Origin of the sequence: Streptomyces sp. DvalAA-14, from assembly GCF_900091855.1 — a bacterium.
In the GTDB taxonomy this organism is placed as follows: Bacteria; Actinomycetota; Actinomycetes; order Streptomycetales; family Streptomycetaceae; genus Actinacidiphila.
In genome coordinates this window covers 1-16,293 of sequence record NZ_FMCH01000027.1, presented here as the reverse complement: position 1 = coordinate 16,293, position 16,293 = coordinate 1, and the positions used below count along the sequence as shown (strand labels likewise).

12 protein-coding genes and 1 pseudogene are annotated in these 16,293 nt (G+C 72.1%); 6 read left to right on the top strand and 7 right to left on the bottom strand.

The window, feature by feature from the left end; genetic code table 11:
• Both GA0115240_RS01710 and glgB read left to right on the top strand, forming a co-directional pair.
• Positions 1-622 (top strand): annotated as a pseudogene (locus tag GA0115240_RS01710) (phosphotransferase); the annotation flags it as partial.
• A 393-nt stretch (positions 623-1,015) separates the two neighbouring features.
• Entirely contained in the window at positions 1,016-3,202 is a 2,187-nt protein-coding gene (glgB, locus tag GA0115240_RS01705; protein ID WP_256069429.1) for a 1,4-alpha-glucan branching enzyme, read from the top strand.
• Between the two features lie 81 nt (positions 3,203-3,283).
• On the opposite strand, the gene GA0115240_RS01700 is transcribed toward glgB, so the two are convergent.
• Positions 3,284-4,309: an ATP-dependent 6-phosphofructokinase gene (locus tag GA0115240_RS01700; RefSeq protein WP_093734861.1), complete on the bottom strand. Its 1,026-nt coding sequence runs from the start codon at positions 4,307-4,309 to the stop codon at positions 3,284-3,286.
• Between the two features lie 73 nt (positions 4,310-4,382).
• On the bottom strand, positions 4,383-5,381 hold the full coding sequence (locus GA0115240_RS01695; RefSeq protein ID WP_093734860.1) for a 2-hydroxyacid dehydrogenase: 999 nt from the start codon (positions 5,379-5,381) through the stop codon (positions 4,383-4,385).
• Positions 5,382-5,703: 322 nt separating this feature from the next.
• Here GA0115240_RS01695 and pta point away from each other — a divergent pair, with 322 nt between their 5' ends.
• From pta to pyk, 3 genes are all read left to right on the top strand, one after another.
• A complete protein-coding gene (gene pta / locus GA0115240_RS01690; RefSeq protein ID WP_093734859.1) occupies positions 5,704-7,785 on the top strand; it encodes a phosphate acetyltransferase in 2,082 nt (693 codons plus the stop codon).
• Positions 7,782-8,930 (top strand): acetate kinase, encoded by a 1,149-nt coding sequence (locus GA0115240_RS01685; protein ID WP_093734858.1) that lies wholly within the window; start codon positions 7,782-7,784, stop codon positions 8,928-8,930. The genes pta and GA0115240_RS01685 overlap by 4 nt, the downstream gene beginning before the upstream one ends.
• A gap of 64 nt (positions 8,931-8,994) precedes the next feature.
• On the top strand, positions 8,995-10,413 hold the full coding sequence (gene pyk / locus GA0115240_RS01680) for a pyruvate kinase (protein ID WP_093734857.1): 1,419 nt from the start codon (positions 8,995-8,997) through the stop codon (positions 10,411-10,413).
• Between the two features lie 111 nt (positions 10,414-10,524).
• Here the strand turns inward: pyk and GA0115240_RS01675 are convergent, their stop codons facing one another.
• The 4 genes from GA0115240_RS01675 to GA0115240_RS01655 all read right to left on the bottom strand — a co-directional run bounded on the left by GA0115240_RS01675 (position 10,525) and on the right by GA0115240_RS01655 (position 14,893).
• Positions 10,525-11,952: a hypothetical protein gene (locus tag GA0115240_RS01675; RefSeq protein ID WP_093734856.1), complete on the bottom strand. Its 1,428-nt coding sequence runs from the start codon at positions 11,950-11,952 to the stop codon at positions 10,525-10,527.
• Positions 11,942-12,538 carry a DUF6114 domain-containing protein gene (locus tag GA0115240_RS01670; protein WP_093734855.1) on the bottom strand — a complete coding sequence of 199 codons (597 nt, stop codon included), beginning with the start codon at positions 12,536-12,538 and terminating at the stop codon, positions 11,942-11,944. Before GA0115240_RS01670 ends, GA0115240_RS01675 begins: the two co-directional genes overlap by 11 nt.
• Positions 12,539-12,629: 91 nt before the next feature.
• Positions 12,630-13,253, bottom strand: a complete 624-nt coding sequence (locus GA0115240_RS01665; RefSeq protein ID WP_093734854.1) for a DUF6230 family protein — start codon at positions 13,251-13,253, stop codon at positions 12,630-12,632.
• A gap of 668 nt (positions 13,254-13,921) precedes the next feature.
• Positions 13,922-14,893, bottom strand: coding sequence for a tetratricopeptide repeat protein (locus tag GA0115240_RS01655; protein WP_093734852.1), 972 nt, complete (start codon positions 14,891-14,893; stop codon positions 13,922-13,924).
• 337 nt (positions 14,894-15,230) lie between these two features.
• On the opposite strand from GA0115240_RS01655, the gene GA0115240_RS01650 reads away from it, so the two are divergent.
• Positions 15,231-15,845 carry a TetR/AcrR family transcriptional regulator gene (locus GA0115240_RS01650; RefSeq protein ID WP_093734851.1) on the top strand — a complete coding sequence of 205 codons (615 nt, stop codon included), beginning with the start codon at positions 15,231-15,233 and terminating at the stop codon, positions 15,843-15,845.
• A 78-nt stretch (positions 15,846-15,923) separates the two neighbouring features.
• On the opposite strand, the gene GA0115240_RS01645 is transcribed toward GA0115240_RS01650, so the two are convergent.
• On the bottom strand, positions 15,924-16,094 hold the full coding sequence (locus GA0115240_RS01645; RefSeq protein WP_370673256.1) for a hypothetical protein: 171 nt from the start codon (positions 16,092-16,094) through the stop codon (positions 15,924-15,926).
• Positions 16,095-16,293 lie beyond the last annotated feature (199 nt).

The following is a 16,293-nucleotide window of genomic DNA, read 5'->3' as shown; positions in this document are numbered from 1 at the left end:
GGTGCACCGCTCGCTGGCCGCCGCGCTGCCGGTGCTGCGGCTGGACGGCGCCGCGCTGGAACGTATCGCCTCGGCCATGGCGCGGCGGCTGGAGGAGACGGCGGCCGAGGTGCCCGCGATCCGGCCGTACGCCGGGGCGCTGCGGTCCGCGTTCGACGACCTGGCCGAGCTGGGCGCGAGCGGTGCGGCCGACGGCGCGGCCGACGGGGCGCCGGGCGGGGTGCTCGCCCAGCGCGTCCACGGCGACCTGCACCTCGGGCAGGCGCTGCGCGGCCCGGACGGCGACTGGGTGCTGATCGACTTCGAGGGCGAGCCGGCCCGGCCGCTCGCCGAACGCCGCCGCCCCGCCCCACCGGTCCAGGACGTGGCCGGCATGCTGCGCTCCTTCGACTACGCCGCCCACCACAGCGGCAACGGCCCGTGGGCCGCCCGGCACCGCGACGCCTTCTGCACCGGCTACGCCGAGGTGTCCGGTGTCGATCCACGGGAACAACGGGTACTGATACGGGCCTTCGAGACGGACAAAGCGGTCTACGAAGCCCGGTACGAGGCCCGGCACCGACCCGCCTGGCTGCCCATTCCGCTGTCCGCGCTGGCCCGGCTGGCCGGCTCGTCGGCGTGAGGAATGGCACCGCGGCCCGCACCCGCCCCACCCGCCCCACCTGCCCGATCCGCCTGAGGAGACCCCGCCCGTGACCGCGCGTACGCCCGACTCACCGCACGACCGTTCCAGCACCCCGCCGCCGGCCGACCGGGAGGCAGCCGCGGGCTCCCTCCCTGAGGGGTCGCTCCCGGAGGCCGCCGCGCGCGGCTACGACGCCGCCCGGCCCCATCCGGGCGCCTCGGGCACGGCTCCGAAGGCGGGGCGGCGGCGGACGACCCGGCCGGGGCCGCGGGCGGTGCGGGCCCGGCGGCAGCGGACGAGCCCCTGACCAGCGTTTCCGGTGTTCCCGCCGAGGACGGCGCCGGCCGGGCCGGTGCTCCCGCCGAGAGCGGGGCGCCCGACGCCACCGGCATCGCCCCCGCGCTGGACGCGGGCGACCGCTGGCGGCTGCTGAACGGCGCCCACCACGACCCGCACGGACTGCTCGGCGCGCACCCGGTGCCCGGCGGCGTGCGCTTCCGCGCGCTGCGGCCGTTCGCCCGCGGCGTGACGGTGGTGGCGGACGGCCTGCGGGCCGCGCTGGAGCCGGAGGGCGACGGACTGTTCGCCGCGGTGCTGCCGCTGACCGAGGTGCCGGCCGACTACCGGCTCGCGGTGGCGTACGACGACGGCGAACACCTGGTGGACGACCCGTACCGCTTCCTGCCCGCGCTCGGCGACCTGGACCTGCACCTGATCGGCGAGGGCCGGCACGAGCAGCTCTGGCACGTGCTGGGCGCCGAGCCGATGACGCACGGCGGGGTGACCGGGACCCGGTTCTCGGTGTGGGCGCCCAACGCCCGCGGGGTGCGGCTGGCCGCCGACTTCAACTTCTGGGACGGTGTCGCCTTCCCGATGCGCTCGCTGGGCTCGTCGGGGGTGTGGGAGCTGTTCGTGCCCGGCGTCGGCCCCGGCACCGCGTACAAGTACGAGATCACCCGCCCCGACGGCTCCCGCGGCATGAAGGCCGACCCGATGGCCCGCGCGACCGAGCAGCCGCCCGCCACCGCCTCCGTGGTCACCGAGTCCTCCTACACCTGGCAGGACGACGCGTGGCTGGCCCGCCGGGCGGACACCCCGGCGCACCGGGCGCCGCTGTCGGTCTATGAGGTGCATCTGGCGTCCTGGCGGCCGGGGCTGAACTACCGCGAGCTGGCCGAGCAGTTGCCCGCCTACGTCGCGGAACTCGGCTTCAGCCACGTGGAGTTGATGCCCGTCGCCGAGCATCCCTTCGGCGGTTCGTGGGGCTACCAGGTGACGTCGTACTACGCGCCGACCTCGCGGCTGGGCTCGCCGGACGACTTCCGCTTCCTGGTCGACGCGCTGCACCGGGCCGGCATCGGCGTGATCATGGACTGGGTGCCGGCCCACTTCCCCAAGGACGAATGGGCGCTGGCCCGCTTCGACGGGGTGCCGCTGTACGAGCCGTCCGACCCGCGCCGGGCCGAGCACCCCGACTGGGGCACCCTGGAGTTCGACTTCGGCCGGACCGAGGTGCGCAACTTCCTGGTCGCCAACGCCGTCTACTGGTGCGAGGAGTTCCACATCGACGGGCTGCGGGTGGACGCGGTGGCCTCGATGCTCTACCTCGACTACTCCCGCGAGGGCGGCGACTGGCTGCCCAACGAGTACGGCGGCCGGGAGAATCTGGACGCGGTGGCCTTCCTGCAGGAGATGAACGCGACCGTCTACCGGCGCTGTCCCGGCGTGGTCACCATCGCCGAGGAGTCCACCGCCTGGGACGGCGTGACCCGGGCCACCCACCACGTCGGTCCGACCGGCTTCGGCGGCCTCGGCTTCGGCCTGAAGTGGAACATGGGCTGGATGCACGACTCGCTGGACTACATGTCGCACGCGCCGGTGCACCGCAAGTTCCACCACAACGAGATGACCTTCTCGATGGTGTACGCGTACAGCGAGAACTACGTGCTGCCGATCTCGCACGACGAAGTGGTGCACGGCAAGGGCTCGCTGGTCAACAAGATGCCCGGCGACTGGTGGCAGCAGCGCGCCAATGTCCGGGCCTACCTGGCCTTCATGTGGGCCCACCCCGGCAAGCAACTGCTCTTCATGGGCCAGGAGTTCGCCCAGGGCTCGGAGTGGTCGCACGACAAGGGCCCGGACTGGTGGCTGCTGGACGAGACCTACTCGGCGGCCGCCGACCACCGCGGCGTGCGGGACCTGGTGCGCGACCTCAACGCGGTCTACGCCTCGACGCCCGCGCTGTGGCAGCTCGACACCGACCCGGCCGGCTTCGCCTGGGTCGACGGCGGCGCCGCGGAGGACAACACCTTCTCCTTCCTGCGCTACGACGCGGCCGGTGAACCCCTGCTGTGCGTCAGCAACTTCTCACCGGTGGTCCGCGAGGGCTACCGCCTCGGGGTGCCGGAGGGTGTCTGGGCGCAGGTCCTGAACACCGACCAGGCCCGCTACGGCGGCAGCGGCGTCGAGGCCGACAACCCGCTCAAGAGCGAGCCGTCCGCCTGGCACGGCCGCCCGCACAGCATCCAGGTGACGCTGCCGCCGCTGGCGACGGTGTGGCTGCGGCCGGCCGGCTGACGGACGGGCGGCTGACGGACGGGCGGACCGGGCCGATCGGCGCTCGGACCGCCAGGCGGTGGGGGGCGGGGCGGCGAGCGGTCAGAAGACCGACTCCGCCTCGTCCATCCGGTCCTCGGGGACGGTCTTGAGGTGGGTGATCGCGTCGGCCAGCGGCACCATCATGATGCGGGTGCCGTGCAGGGCCGTCATATGGCCGAAGGCGCCCTGGTGCGCGGCCTCGACCGCGTGCCAGCCGAAGCGGTTGGCCAGGATGCGGTCGTAGGCGGTGGGCACGCCGCCGCGCTGGACGTGGCCGAGGATGACCGGGCGGGCCTCCTTGCCGAGCCGCACCTCCAGCTCGCGGGCGAGCGTGGTCCCGATGCCGGTGAAACGCTCGTGACCGTACTTGTCGATCTCGCCGACGCCGTAGTCCATGGTGTCCTTGGCCGGGTGGGCTCCCTCGGCGACGCAGATGACGGCGAACTTCTTGCCGCGGGCGAACCGCTCCTCGATCATCGCCACCAGGTCGGCGGGGTCGAAGGGGCGCTCGGGGACGCAGATGCCGTGCGCGCCGGAGGCCATGCCGGCCTCCAGGGCGATCCAGCCGGCGTGCCGGCCCATCACCTCGACCACCATGACCCGCTGGTGCGATTCGGCGGTGGTCTTGAGGCGGTCGATGGCCTCGGTGGCGACGGTGACCGCGGTGTCGAAGCCGAAGGTGCGGTCGGTGCCGTTGATGTCGTTGTCGATGGTCTTGGGTACGCCGACGACCGGCATGCCGGCTTCGGACAGCATCCGGGCGGCGGTCAAGGTGCCCTCGCCGCCGATCGGGATCAGCACGTCCAGCCCGTACTGGGCGCACAGTTCGTCGGCGTGGTCGGCGGCTTCGCGGAGCCGGTCGCGCTCCAGCCGGGCCGAGCCGAGGATCGTGCCGCCGCGGGCCAGGATGCCGCTGACCGAGTTGAGGTCCAGGGGGCGCAACCGCCCCTCCAGCAGACCGACGAAGCCGTCCTCGAAACCGATGACCTCGTCGCCGTGGCCCGTCTTCGCGCGATGCACGACGGATCGGATGACAGCATTCAATCCGGGGCAGTCGCCGCCCGCGGTGAGGACTCCGATGCGCATGAGGGGGTGTCTCCAAAGAGGTGCGGGTGGGTCGGCGCGGGGCCGCTCACGGTGGGCGCGATGTTCACTTCTCTCACGGGGACTTCGGCACCAGGGTGCTCTCGGTGATCCGCCCGGCGAGATAGTCGTCCACATTGCGGACGGTCGCTTCGAGGATCTGCCGGACCGCGTCGACCGTGAAGTACGCCTGATGGGATGTGACCAGTACCTGGGTGAAGGTCAGCAGCCGCGCCAGCGTTTCGTCCGTCATCACTTCCAGTGATTTGTCGTAGAAGAAGACCCCGGCCTCCTCCTCGTAGACGTCCAGCCCGACCCCGCCGAGCCGGCCCTGGTTCAGCGTGTCGGTCAGGGCGGCCGAGTCGATCAGTCCGCTGCGGCTGGTGTTGACCAGGATCGCGTCGTCCTGCATCTCGGCCAGCCGCCGGGCGTCGATCAGATGGTGGGTGGACGGCATCAGGGGGACGTGCAGGCTGATCAGATCGGCCTCGCGGCACAGCCTGTCCAACTCCACGTACTCCATGCCGAGTCGCTCGCACTCCGCGTTGACGGTGATGTCCCAGCCCAGCAGCCGCATGCCGAAACCGCCGGCGATCGCGGAGAACGCCGTGCCGATCCGGCCGGTGCCGATCACCCCGACGGTACGCCCGTGGAAATCCCGGCCGAGCAGGGCGTCCAGCCGGAAGTCGAAGTCCTGTGTGCGGCGGGCGGCCCGCACGATCTTGCGGTTGAGGGCCATGGCCAGGCCCCAGGCGAACTCGGCCACCGCGTACGGCGAGTAGGAGGCGACCCGGGCCACGGTGAGGCCGAGCCGCTCGGCGTGGTCCAGGTCGATGTTGTTGTAGCCGGTGGACCGCTGGGTGATCAGCCGGGTGCCGCCGCGCACCAGGGCCTCCAGCACGGGCGCGTCCAGCACCGCGTTCACGCTGGTGGAGACGGCTTCATAGCCGGCCGCCAGCGGCACCGTCTCATGGGTCAGGTACGTCTCCAGGGCACGGACGGTGTGCCGCGGGGCGAAGGCCGCCTCCAGCAGGGGCCGCTCGTCGCGCTGCACTCCGGTCGCCAGGACCTCCACCGCACCGGCCTCCTCTCGGCCATACCGCCCGCTGGTGTTCACCCTACGTGCACCACCTGGTGAACCGATAGACCCTATATCCGGGTATTTACGGTGGAGTGCCATACGTTCCGTGAGCACCGCGCCCGATGCGCGGTACGGGCAGTGCGGCGCGGGCACCACAGGGGCGCGGGTGCGTACGCCCGTACGCGCGCTCATACGTTCCGTGAACGCCGCGGCCGCCTGGCGGGCGGGGGCGGGGCGGGCACGTTAGCGTCGTGATTGCGTACGCCCGTACGCGCGGACCCGCCGCCCCGCAGCGGCGACAGAATGGAGCACCGGCGTGACGCGCAGCGTCTATGTCACGGGTATCGGCCGCGGCGACGGCCGCCAGGTCGTGGAACTGGGAGTGATGGAGCTGCTGACCCGGCAGGTGGACCGGGTCGGGATCTACCGTCCGCTGGTGCACGACGCCCCGGACCGCATCTTCGAGCTGCTGCGCAGCCGCTACCGGCTCACCCAGGACGAGCAGACCGTCTTCGGCATGGGGTACGAGGAGGCCGCCGCGCTCCAGGCCGAGCAGGGCCAGGAGGCCCTCACCGCCCGGCTGGTCGAGGGCTATCTGCGGGTGGCCGAGTCCTACGAGACGGTGCTTGTCCTCGGCTCCGACTTCGCCGACACCAACCTCCCCGCGGAGCTGGGGGTCAACGCCCGGCTGGCCAACGAGTGCGGCGCCTCGGTCCTGGCGGTGATAGGGGGTCGGGAGCAGAGCGCCGAGTCGGTGGTGGCCGAGGTCCGCAACGCGCACCACGCCTACACCAACCTCGGCTGCGACGTGATAGCCCTCGTCGCCAACCGGGTGGACCCGGACCAGGTCGAGGACGCCGCCGAACTGCTGCGCCGCGCGCTGGACGTACCGGTCTACGTGCTGCCCGACGAGCCCGCGCTGTCCGCGCCGACCGTGTCCCAGATCGTGGAGCACCTGGGCGCCGAGGTGCTGCTCGGCGACGACGCCGGGCTGTCCCGGGACGCGATGGGATTCGTCTTCGGCGGCGCGATGCTGCCGACGTTCCTGCCGGCGCTGACCCCGGGCTGCATGGTGGTGACCCCCGGTGACCGGGCGGATCTGATCATCGGCTCGCTGGCGGCGCACTCGGCCGGTTCGCCGCCGATCGCCGGGGTGCTGCTGACGCTGGACGAGAAGCCGGGCGCCGACATCCTGGCGCTGGCCAACCGGCTGGCGCCCGGCACCCCGGTGATCGCGGTGGCCACCGGTTCCTTCCCGACCGCGGCCGATCTGTTCACCCTGGACGGCAAGCTGGGCGCGGGCACCCCGCGCAAGGCGGAGACCGCGCTCGGCCTGTTCGAGACCCATGTGGACACCGCGGAGCTGACCGAGCGCTTCTCGGTGGCCCGCTCCGAGCGGGTCACGCCGATGATGTTCGAGCACGCCCTGCTGGAGCGCGCCCGCGCCGACAAACGCCGGATCGTCCTGCCCGAGGGCGGCGAGGAGCGCATCCTGCGGGCCGCCGAGGTGCTGCTGCGCCGGGGGGTGTGCGAGCTGACACTGCTCGGCGACGAGGCCGCGATCCGCAAGAAGGCCGGCGACCTCGGCATCGTGCTGGACGACCCGGCCGTGATGGTGATCGACCCGCAGACCTCGCCGCTGCGGGAACGGTTCGCCGAGCTCTACGCCAAGATCCGGGCCCACAAGGGCATCTCCTACGAGCTGGCGTACGACGTGGTGGCCGAGGTGTCCTACTTCGGCACGCTGATGGTGCAGGAGGGCCTGGCCGACGGCATGGTGTCGGGCGCGGTGCACTCCACCGCGGCCACCATCCGGCCGGCCTTCGAGATCATCAAGACCCGCCCGGACGCGGCCATCGTCTCCTCGGTGTTCTTCATGTGCCTGGCCGACAAGGTGCTGGTCTACGGCGACTGCGCGGTCAATCCCGACCCGGACGCCGAGCAGCTCGCGGACATCGCCGTGCAGGCGGCCGGCACCGCGGCCCGCTTCGACGTGCGGCCGCGGATCGCCATGCTGTCGTACTCCACCGGCACCTCCGGCAGCGGCGCGGACGTCGACAAGGTGCGGGCGGCCACCGAGCTGCTGCGGACGCGGCGGCCCGATCTGCTGGTCGAGGGCCCGATCCAGTACGACGCCGCGGTCTCGCCGACGGTGGCGGCGGCCAAGCTGCCGGGCTCGAAGGTGGCCGGGCAGGCGACGGTGCTGATCTTCCCCGACCTCAACACCGGCAACAACACGTACAAGGCCGTGCAGCGTTCGGCCGGCGCGGTCGCGGTCGGCCCGGTGCTGCAGGGCCTGCGCAAGCCGGTCAACGACCTGTCCCGGGGCGCCCTGGTGCAGGACATCGTCAACACCGTGGCCATCACGGCGATCCAGGCACAGGGGGACGGGCAGTGAGCGCGACCAGGGTCCTTGTTCTCAACTCCGGCTCGTCCTCGGTGAAGTACCAGCTGCTGGAGATGACCGACCACCGCCGGCTCGCCTCCGGCCTGGTGGAGCGGATCGGCGAGGACGGCGGGGTGGCCGACCACACCGAGGCGCTCCGGCAGGTGTCGGCCGAGCTGACGGCGGCCGGCCTCGGCCTGGACTCCCCGCAACTGGCCGCGGTCGGCCACCGGGTGGTGCACGGCGGCACCGACTTCACCGAGCCGACCTTGATCACCGACGCCGTACTGGCGCGGATCGAGGCCCTGGTGCCGCTGGCCCCGCTGCACAACCCGGCCAACATCACCGGCATCGAGGTGGCCCGCGCGCTGCGCCCCGACCTGCCGCAGGTCGCCGTCTTCGACACCGCCTTCCACGCCACCATCCCGGAGGCCGCCGCCCGCTACGCCATCGACACCGCCACCGCCGAGCGCTTCGGCATCCGCCGCTACGGCTTCCACGGCACCTCGCACGCCTATGTGTCCCGGGCCGCGGCCGGGCTGCTCGGCAAGGAGCCGTCCGAGGTCAATGTGATCGTGCTGCACCTGGGCAACGGCGCCTCGGCGTCCGCGGTCAGGGGCGGGGTGTGCGTGGACACCTCGATGGGCCTGACGCCGCTGGAGGGCCTGGTGATGGGCACCCGGTCCGGCGACATCGACCCGGCGGTGGTCTTCCACCTGCAGCGGGTCGGCGGCATGGACACCGACGAGATCGACACGCTGCTCAACAAGCGGTCCGGGCTGCTGGGCCTGTGCGGCGCCAACGACATGCGGGAGATCGGCCGCCGGATGGCCGACGGCGACGAGCGGGCCCAGCTCGCCTTCGACGTCTACGTGCACCGGCTGCGGCGTTACGTCGGCGCCTTCACCGCGGTGCTCGGCACGCTGGACGCGGTGGTCTTCACGGCCGGCGTCGGCGAGAACTCGGCCGCGGTGCGGGCCGCCGCGCTGGCCGGGCTGGACGGTCTGGGCATCGTGGTGGACCCGGTGCGCAACGCCGTCCGCAGTTCGTCCGCCCGGCTGATTTCGGCCGAATCCAGCCGGGTGTCGGTCGCTGTGGTGCCCACCGACGAGGAGCTGGAGATCGCCCGCGATACTTACGCATTGGCCCGCGGTTGACCGTCCCACGACCACGAAGCCCCTGGAATATTCCGGAGCGGAACAAACCGATAGGATAGCGCCCATGCGCCGAGCCAAGATCGTCTGTACTCTGGGTCCCGCCGTCGACTCGTACGAACAGCTGAAAACGCTGGTCGAAGCGGGTATGAACGTGGCCCGCCTGAATTTCAGCCACGGCAGCCACACCGAGCACCAGGACCGTTATCAACGGGTGCGCAAGGTGGCCGAGGAGACGGGCAAGGCGGTCGGCATCCTGGCCGACCTGCAGGGCCCCAAGATCCGCCTCGGCAAGTTCGCCGACGGCCCGGTGGAGCTGGTGGCCGGTGACGAGTTCACCATCACCACCGACGACGTCCCGGGTGACAAGAGCCTGTGCGGCACCACGTACAAGGGCCTGCCCGGCGACGTCTCGCAGGGCGACCCGATCCTGATCAACGACGGCAACGTGGCGCTGCGCGTCATCGAGGTCGAGGGCTCCCGGGTCCGTTCCCTGGTGGTCGAGGGCGGGGTCATCTCCGACCACAAGGGCATCAACCTGCCGGGTGCCTCGGTGAACGTGCCGGCGCTGTCCGAGAAGGACATCGACGACCTGCGCTTCGCGCTGCAGATGGGCGTCGACATGGTCGCGCTGTCCTTCGTGCGCGACGCCAAGGACGTCCGGGACGTGCACCGCGTCATGGACGAGGAGGGCCGCCGGGTCCCGGTCATCGCCAAGGTGGAGAAGCCGCAGGCGGTGCACAACATGGCCGAGATCGTCGCCGCGTTCGACGCGGTGATGGTGGCCCGCGGCGACCTCGCGGTGGAATACCCGCTGGAGCAGGTGCCGCTGGTGCAGAAGCGGCTGGTGGAGATGTGCCGGCGCAACGCCAAGCCGGTGATCGTGGCGACCCAGATGATGGAGTCGATGATCACCAACTCCCGGCCGACCCGCGCCGAGGCCTCCGACGTGGCCAACGCGATCCTGGACGGGGCGGACGCGGTGATGCTGTCCGCCGAGTCCTCGGTCGGCAAGTACCCGATCGAGACGGTCAAGACGATGTCGCGCATCGTCGAGGCCGCCGAGGAGGAGCTGCTCTGCCGCGGCCTGGCCCCGCTGGCCCCCGGCAAGAAGCCGCGCACCCAGGGCGGCGCGGTGGCCCGCGCCGCGGCCGAACTGGCCGACTTCCTGGACGCCAAGTCGCTGGTGGCCTTCACCAAGTCCGGTGACACCGCCCGCCGGCTGGCCCGCTACCGCGTGCCGGAGCCGGTGCTGGCCTTCACCACCGATCCGGCGACCCGCAATCAGCTCGCGCTGACCTGGGGCGTGGAGGCGTTCGTGGTGGAGCACGTCAACACCACCGACGCGATGGTGGAACTGGTCGACCAGGAGATGCTCAAGCACTCCGAGTACACCACCGGCGACACCGTCATCATCACCGCCGGCTCCCCTCCCGGCGAGCCCGGCACCACCAACCTGGTCCGGGTGCACCACCTGGGCGGCTGACCCTGCCCGCCCGGCGTACGGCGCGGCCCGCGACGGGGACTTCGGAGCAGTCCCGTACCGCGGGCCGTTGTCGTCGCCGGCCGCCGGGACGGACCCCGGCGCGGGCGGGCGTCAGGAGCCGTGCCGGCCGGGCAGCACCCGCATATCGGGTATGTGCAGGTCGCCGCCGAACTGCGCGGCCTGGACGACGGTGGCGTCGGTGAAGAAGAGCACCGGCAAGATGAGCGGCGGCGGCGCCTTCGGCGTGAAGGTGATCGGCTTCAGCCCGAACAGGTTCCCGCTCAGCGACTCGGTGTAGAGCGTCACGGTGCCGTTGCGGATGGTCGAGGTGGAGCCCGCCCGCCCGGTGACCGTGGTGGTGGAGCCGCCGGGTCCCTGGACCGTCTGCTGGAGGTCACCGATGTCGATGCCGGTCGCGGTGAACTTCATGACGTCCTTCAGCGTGCCGCTGTAGGTGCGGACCTGCACGATACCCTCGTAGTTGAGGCCGTAGAGCGTCAGCAGGCTGCTCTTGAGCGTCCAGGGCTGGTCGGCGAGCAGCGGTATGCCGCCCTCGACCTTGGCGTCGGCGAGCGCCTTCGCGTCGTACACCGGGCAGGGGTAGGCCTGCCCACCGCCGGACGCGGCGTCCGAGCCGCCCCGGTTCGCGGTCGCGCCGGGGCTCGCCGAGGGGGACGGGGTGCCCGCGGCGTCGGTGCGGCCCTTGACCGCCTTGCCGGCCGCGTGCGCGGCTCCCCCGACGACGCCCTTGACCGTGTCACCCACCGAGCCCGTCGAGCCCTTGGCCGCCCCGCTGGAGGGCTTTGCCGGGGCCTGCGTGGTGGTGGGGTCGGGCGCGGGCGGGGCGGTGGTGGCCGGCGGCGCGGGGGCTTGGGTGGTGGGCGCGGGGGTCGGGGTCGGCTTGGACCCCCCCTTGGGAATGCCCAGCAGGCCGCCCAGCAGGTTCCCCAGGCCCAGGGGGTCCGAGGAGGAGTTGTCGCCGCCGGACGCCGAGCCGGAACTGGGCGCGGCGGTGGCCGGTGCGCTGGGGCTGACCGTCGGCTCGGGCGTCTTCCCCTGGGTCGCCTGCGAGCTGTCGCCGGTCTTGCCCGCGGTGGCCGCGGACGAGCCCCCGGTGGCTGTGGCCGTGGGGCGGGCCGTGGCCGGAGTACCGGCGGCGCCCTTGGCACCGCTGCCGTCCTCGGCGCCCTGCGCACCCTTGGTGTCCGGGGTGGCCTTGGTGTCCTGAGCGCCCTTGGCACCCTTGTCCGCCGGCGTGCTGTCCGCCGTGCCGTGCGTGGCGGCGGGCGTGTCCGACTGGGTGACGCACGGGCCCGCCGTGAAGGGGCTGGACGGCTGCTCGTCGGCCTGGGCGAGATGGGGCGTCAGGCCCATGCCCATCAGTACGGCGGTGGGCATCGCGGCCAGCGCGACCGCCTTGCCGGCCGGGACGTGCAGCTTGGTCAGCAGCGACTTGCGAGGGGCGGCGTGGCGCGGTCCGGACGGCCTGCGGCCGGCTGCCCCCTCGTCCCCGCCCGGCTGAGTCTCGTCAGCCAGCACGGTGCCTCCCGTTCTCCTCTGACTCCTCTTCCGGCCGCATGCCGGCGGGCACCGGCTCGGCCGGCGCGTACGGGTCGTGGCCCTGCGCCGGGACGACGGGCCCGTGGTGGTCGGGGACATCGCCGCGGGCGCCCTCGGGATCGGTCGCGCCGCCGGGGAATTCGGCCTTCTCCCCCGGGTCGTCGGCGGCCGGCACTCCCGGCGCCCAGGCGATGGACAGCGCGCCGCCGAACAGCGCCAGCAGGAAGCCGATCACGATGCCGCCGAAGTTGGACACGGGGATCGACACCAGCCCCAGCAGGATGCTGGCGACACCGGCGAAGACCCGGACCGCGGACTGGAACCACATGGTCAGCCCGAGCACCACGAGCAGGACGCCGATGATCAGGGAACCGGCGCCGGCCGTGGTGGCCAGTCGCAGGCTGAGCTGACCGAAGGTGACGTTGTGGTACGGCAGGTACCCGATCGGGAATCCCGCCAGGATGGTGAACAGGCCGGCCCAGAAGGGGCGTTGCCACCGCCAGTGGCGGAAGGCCACCCATCCGGGGCGCAGCCGGGCACGCGGTCCTGTCGACTCGGCGCTCATAGAAAACAGCTCCCTGGGAGGTGTTGCAGACGATTTCGTCGGCCGGGTGAGCCGCGTCCCGCGCGGCTCACCCGGGCCGATCAGGCGATGCCTAGTAGCACTCCACCGACGAGCCGGAGCCCTTGTGGATGCGCAGGCTGAGCCCGGCGAGCCTGAAGGTGCCCGCGCTGGTGGCCCACGCCGTCTGCTGGACACCGGTCAGGTCGGCCGAGTCGGCCTCCTGCGCGAAGGATGTCGGATCGGCGGCGTCCCCCGCCTTGATGCCCGGGCCGGCACCCTTCGTACCGGCCGCGACACCGATGTTGATGTTGTTGAACGTCGCGTCGGCGTCGAGCTGGTCGAGGTCGATGTAGAGGTTGTGCGCCTCGACCTTCTTGCTGCCATTGCCTGCGGTGAGCACCAGCGTCACGTCACCGATCGGCGTCGGTACCACCACCGACTGGCACAGGCCGGTGATCGTGGCGTCGGTGAAGGCGGACACCGCGACCGGCACCGGCCCGTGGCCGCTCGGCGCGTCGATCGCGCCGTACTGCTCGAAACCCTCACCGTGCAGAGTCTTGGCGGTCACCTTGAACTGCTGCCCCGACACCGCGAACGACGCGGCGAGCGCGCCTTGGGCCAGCGCCATGCCGACCACCGCGGTGGCGGCGACGCTTGGCACCATGACGACGGCGAACCGCCGCCATCTGGTGCCCCCACGAACGTGAGACTCCATACTTCCTCCTTCTCGGACGTACATCTCCGGCCGGGATCGTTCGGGTCCGGGCCTGGGATGGGAGAAGTGCTACGTCCTCGGAAGGCAGAGCGCCGGATCGCGGGAGCCGTCCTCCTCGCGGGAGTTGTCCCTCCGTGGGGGAGTCGCGGACGGCGGTGTCCGAATCTGCGGCGATCACCCCCGAGCGACAACCACTGGCCACGCTCTCGCGCAACCTGCGGGACAGGCTCCATCCGGTGCGGTTCCATCCGGAGACGGAGACCCCCCTGTCCCGGGGCGGCGGCGATCACCGCGCACCCCACCCGGCGGGGACCCGTGGCCGCGGCGCCGACTGGCGGCCGGGCTGTGGCAACGGACCGAGCTTGGCCGATCGTGGTCCATTCGGGGCCGACGCACAAGGGGTCTCGTTACTAGTGAGTAACGGATGGGCGGCGCAGGCGTGATCGCCACGCGGAGTGATGTCACAGAGAGTAAGGAAGGCGGTGGCGGGAAAATCTGACATCCGCCACCATCAACGACCAAACCAGGGCGCTACTTTTACCGGAAGTAACGCCGGTCAAACATTGTCACGGTTTGATAAAGTGCCGCCGCCGTGTCGCTAAATCGCTGAGTGTCCACCAACGGCGGACGGGCCCCGTCCGGATCGCCGGCGGGGCCCGTCCGGAAGGTCAGAACAGGACTCTGGCCAGGGCCGTACGCGCTGCGACCACCCGCGGGTCGTCCGGTCCGATCACCTCGAAGAGCTCCAACAGCCGCAGCCGGGCGGTGTCCCGCTCCTCACCGGCGGTTTGCCGCACGGTGTCCACCAGACGTCCGAACGCGTCTTCGACATGCCCGCCGACCAGTTCGAGATCGGCGGCGGCCAACTGGGCCGCTACGTCACCCGGTGCGTTCGCCGCGGCCTCGCGGACCGCCTTCGGGTCCGCGTCCTGCACCCTGCGCAGCAACTCCGCCTGCGCCAGACCGAGTTTGGCCTCCACATTGGCCGGCTCGTCGGAGAGCACGTTCTTGTACGCCTGGATGGCGCCGCTCAGGTCGCCGGCGTCCAGCGCTTCGTGCGCCGCGGACAGGGCCAACTCCTGCGGAGTGGCGGGGCGCGGCGGGGCGGCCGCGGCCGGCTGCTCGTCGACCGCCTCCGGGTCGGCCTCGGGGCCGACGATGCCGAACCGCTGCTCGGCGACCTCGATCAACTGGTCGAGCACGTCGGCGACCTGGTCCTCGGGGGCCGCGCCCTGGAAGAGCGGCATGGCCTGGCCGGCCAGCACCGCGAACACGGCCGGCACACCCTGGACGCCGAACTGCTGGAAGAGCGTCTGGTTGGCGTAGACCTCCGCGGTACCGAGGACGAAACGCCCCCGGTACTGGCGGGCCAGCCGCTCCAGCACCGTGTTGAGCTGCTTGCTCTGTTCGGCCTGATCGGCCCAGAAGCTGATGACGACCGGGACCTCGTTGGAGCGCTGGAGTACATCGCTCTCGAAGGTCGCCTCGGTCACCTCGATGACGAGCGGGGACGCGGTGGTCTCGGCGCCGGCTTCCTGCCGCTGCGCCCTGGCCTGCTCGGCCTTCACCTTGGCCTCACCGGCCGCCTTCAGGGCGGCGAGGTCGACCACGCCGCTCATGGACATGTTCCGTGGCTGCATGAGGTCAATCCTCCCCCCTCGTGGAGCAAAGCGTGCACAGACCCCGAATCCCCGCCGGTTTGCAGGACGGTCGGTTCCGGAACGCGGGTGTGCGGCGGGCGGCTGCCGGGTAGGGCCGTCCTGCCGGGTCGTACGGCGGCGCGGATCCCCATCCGCGCCTGTGGTCGTCGCTGGTTTCGCTACGGCTCGTAGCGTAACTGCGGGGCCCGGTCCTCGCTCGGCCGCTCGATGTGATCCCGGCCACTCGCCAGCAAACCTACCGGCCGGTATGGTCCGGTTCATGCCCCCGTTCCCCGCTGACCGACCCACCGGCCTTCCCGGGCGCACCACCCGTCCCATGGGTACCGCCCAGGGCGGGCGGCCCCGCAGTGCCGACGCCGACCGGGCGATCCTGGCCGCCACCCGGGCCGCACTGGTCGAACTGGGCTGGAGCGGGCTGACCCTGGTGGATGTCGCCGCCCGGGCCGGGGTGGCCAGGACCACGCTCTACCGGCGCTGGCCGGGCAAGAACGAGTTGGTGGTGGACGCGGTGGCGGCGCTGTTCGAGGAGCAGCTGGAACTGCCCGACCTCGGCAGCCTCCAGGCCGACATCCAGGGCGTGGTGCTGCGCCTGGCCGCGCTGCTGGACCGCCCGGAGACCAAGACCGCGCTGATGGCCTGCGTCGCCGAGGCCACCCATGACGAGGCACTGCGGCTGCGCATCCGGGAGGCCATCGTGGACCGGCAGAAACACCTGGTCCTGACCGGCCGGGAGCGCGCGCAGCGGCGCGGCGAACTGCCACCGGACGACGGGCCGGCCGATCCGGCGCGCGACGACCTGATCTTCGACGTGATCGCCGGCTCGGTGGTCCACCGGGTGATGATCAGCTCGCAGCCGGTGGACGACGCGTGGTCGCAGCGGCTGGCCCGGCTGCTGGTCCTCGGCCTGGCCGGGCTGCCGGCCGGGGCGTGACGTTGGGCGCCCGAATCCGGGTGCGCCCAGGCCGTCCGCTCGGTCGGGGGCCGTCCGGAGCACGGCCCGTACCGGCCGTCAGGCCTCGGCGGCCTCCACCCCCGCCACGAAGTGGTCGAACTCCCCCGCCATGACGCCCTTCACGAATGCCTCCCACTTGGCGAGGGTGGTCACGGCCACCACCTCCGGCTGCTCTGTCTCGCGGATGTAGACCATCCCGTCGTCACCGACGGTCGCTTCGAGGGGCACGAGGCTCCTTCCTCGCAGGGCCGGTTGGGTCCGTACGAGGTTACGAGGCGACGGGCGCGGGTGGGCCGGGCGGCGGGACCGGGCACACGCCTCAGAAGCAGGCCGGAGCACCAGGAGCACACCAGGGGCTCAGGGGCTCACCGCCGGCTCAGGAGCGCCCCCGGAGCGCCCCCCGGGAGCGGCCCGGAGGGCGCCGGGC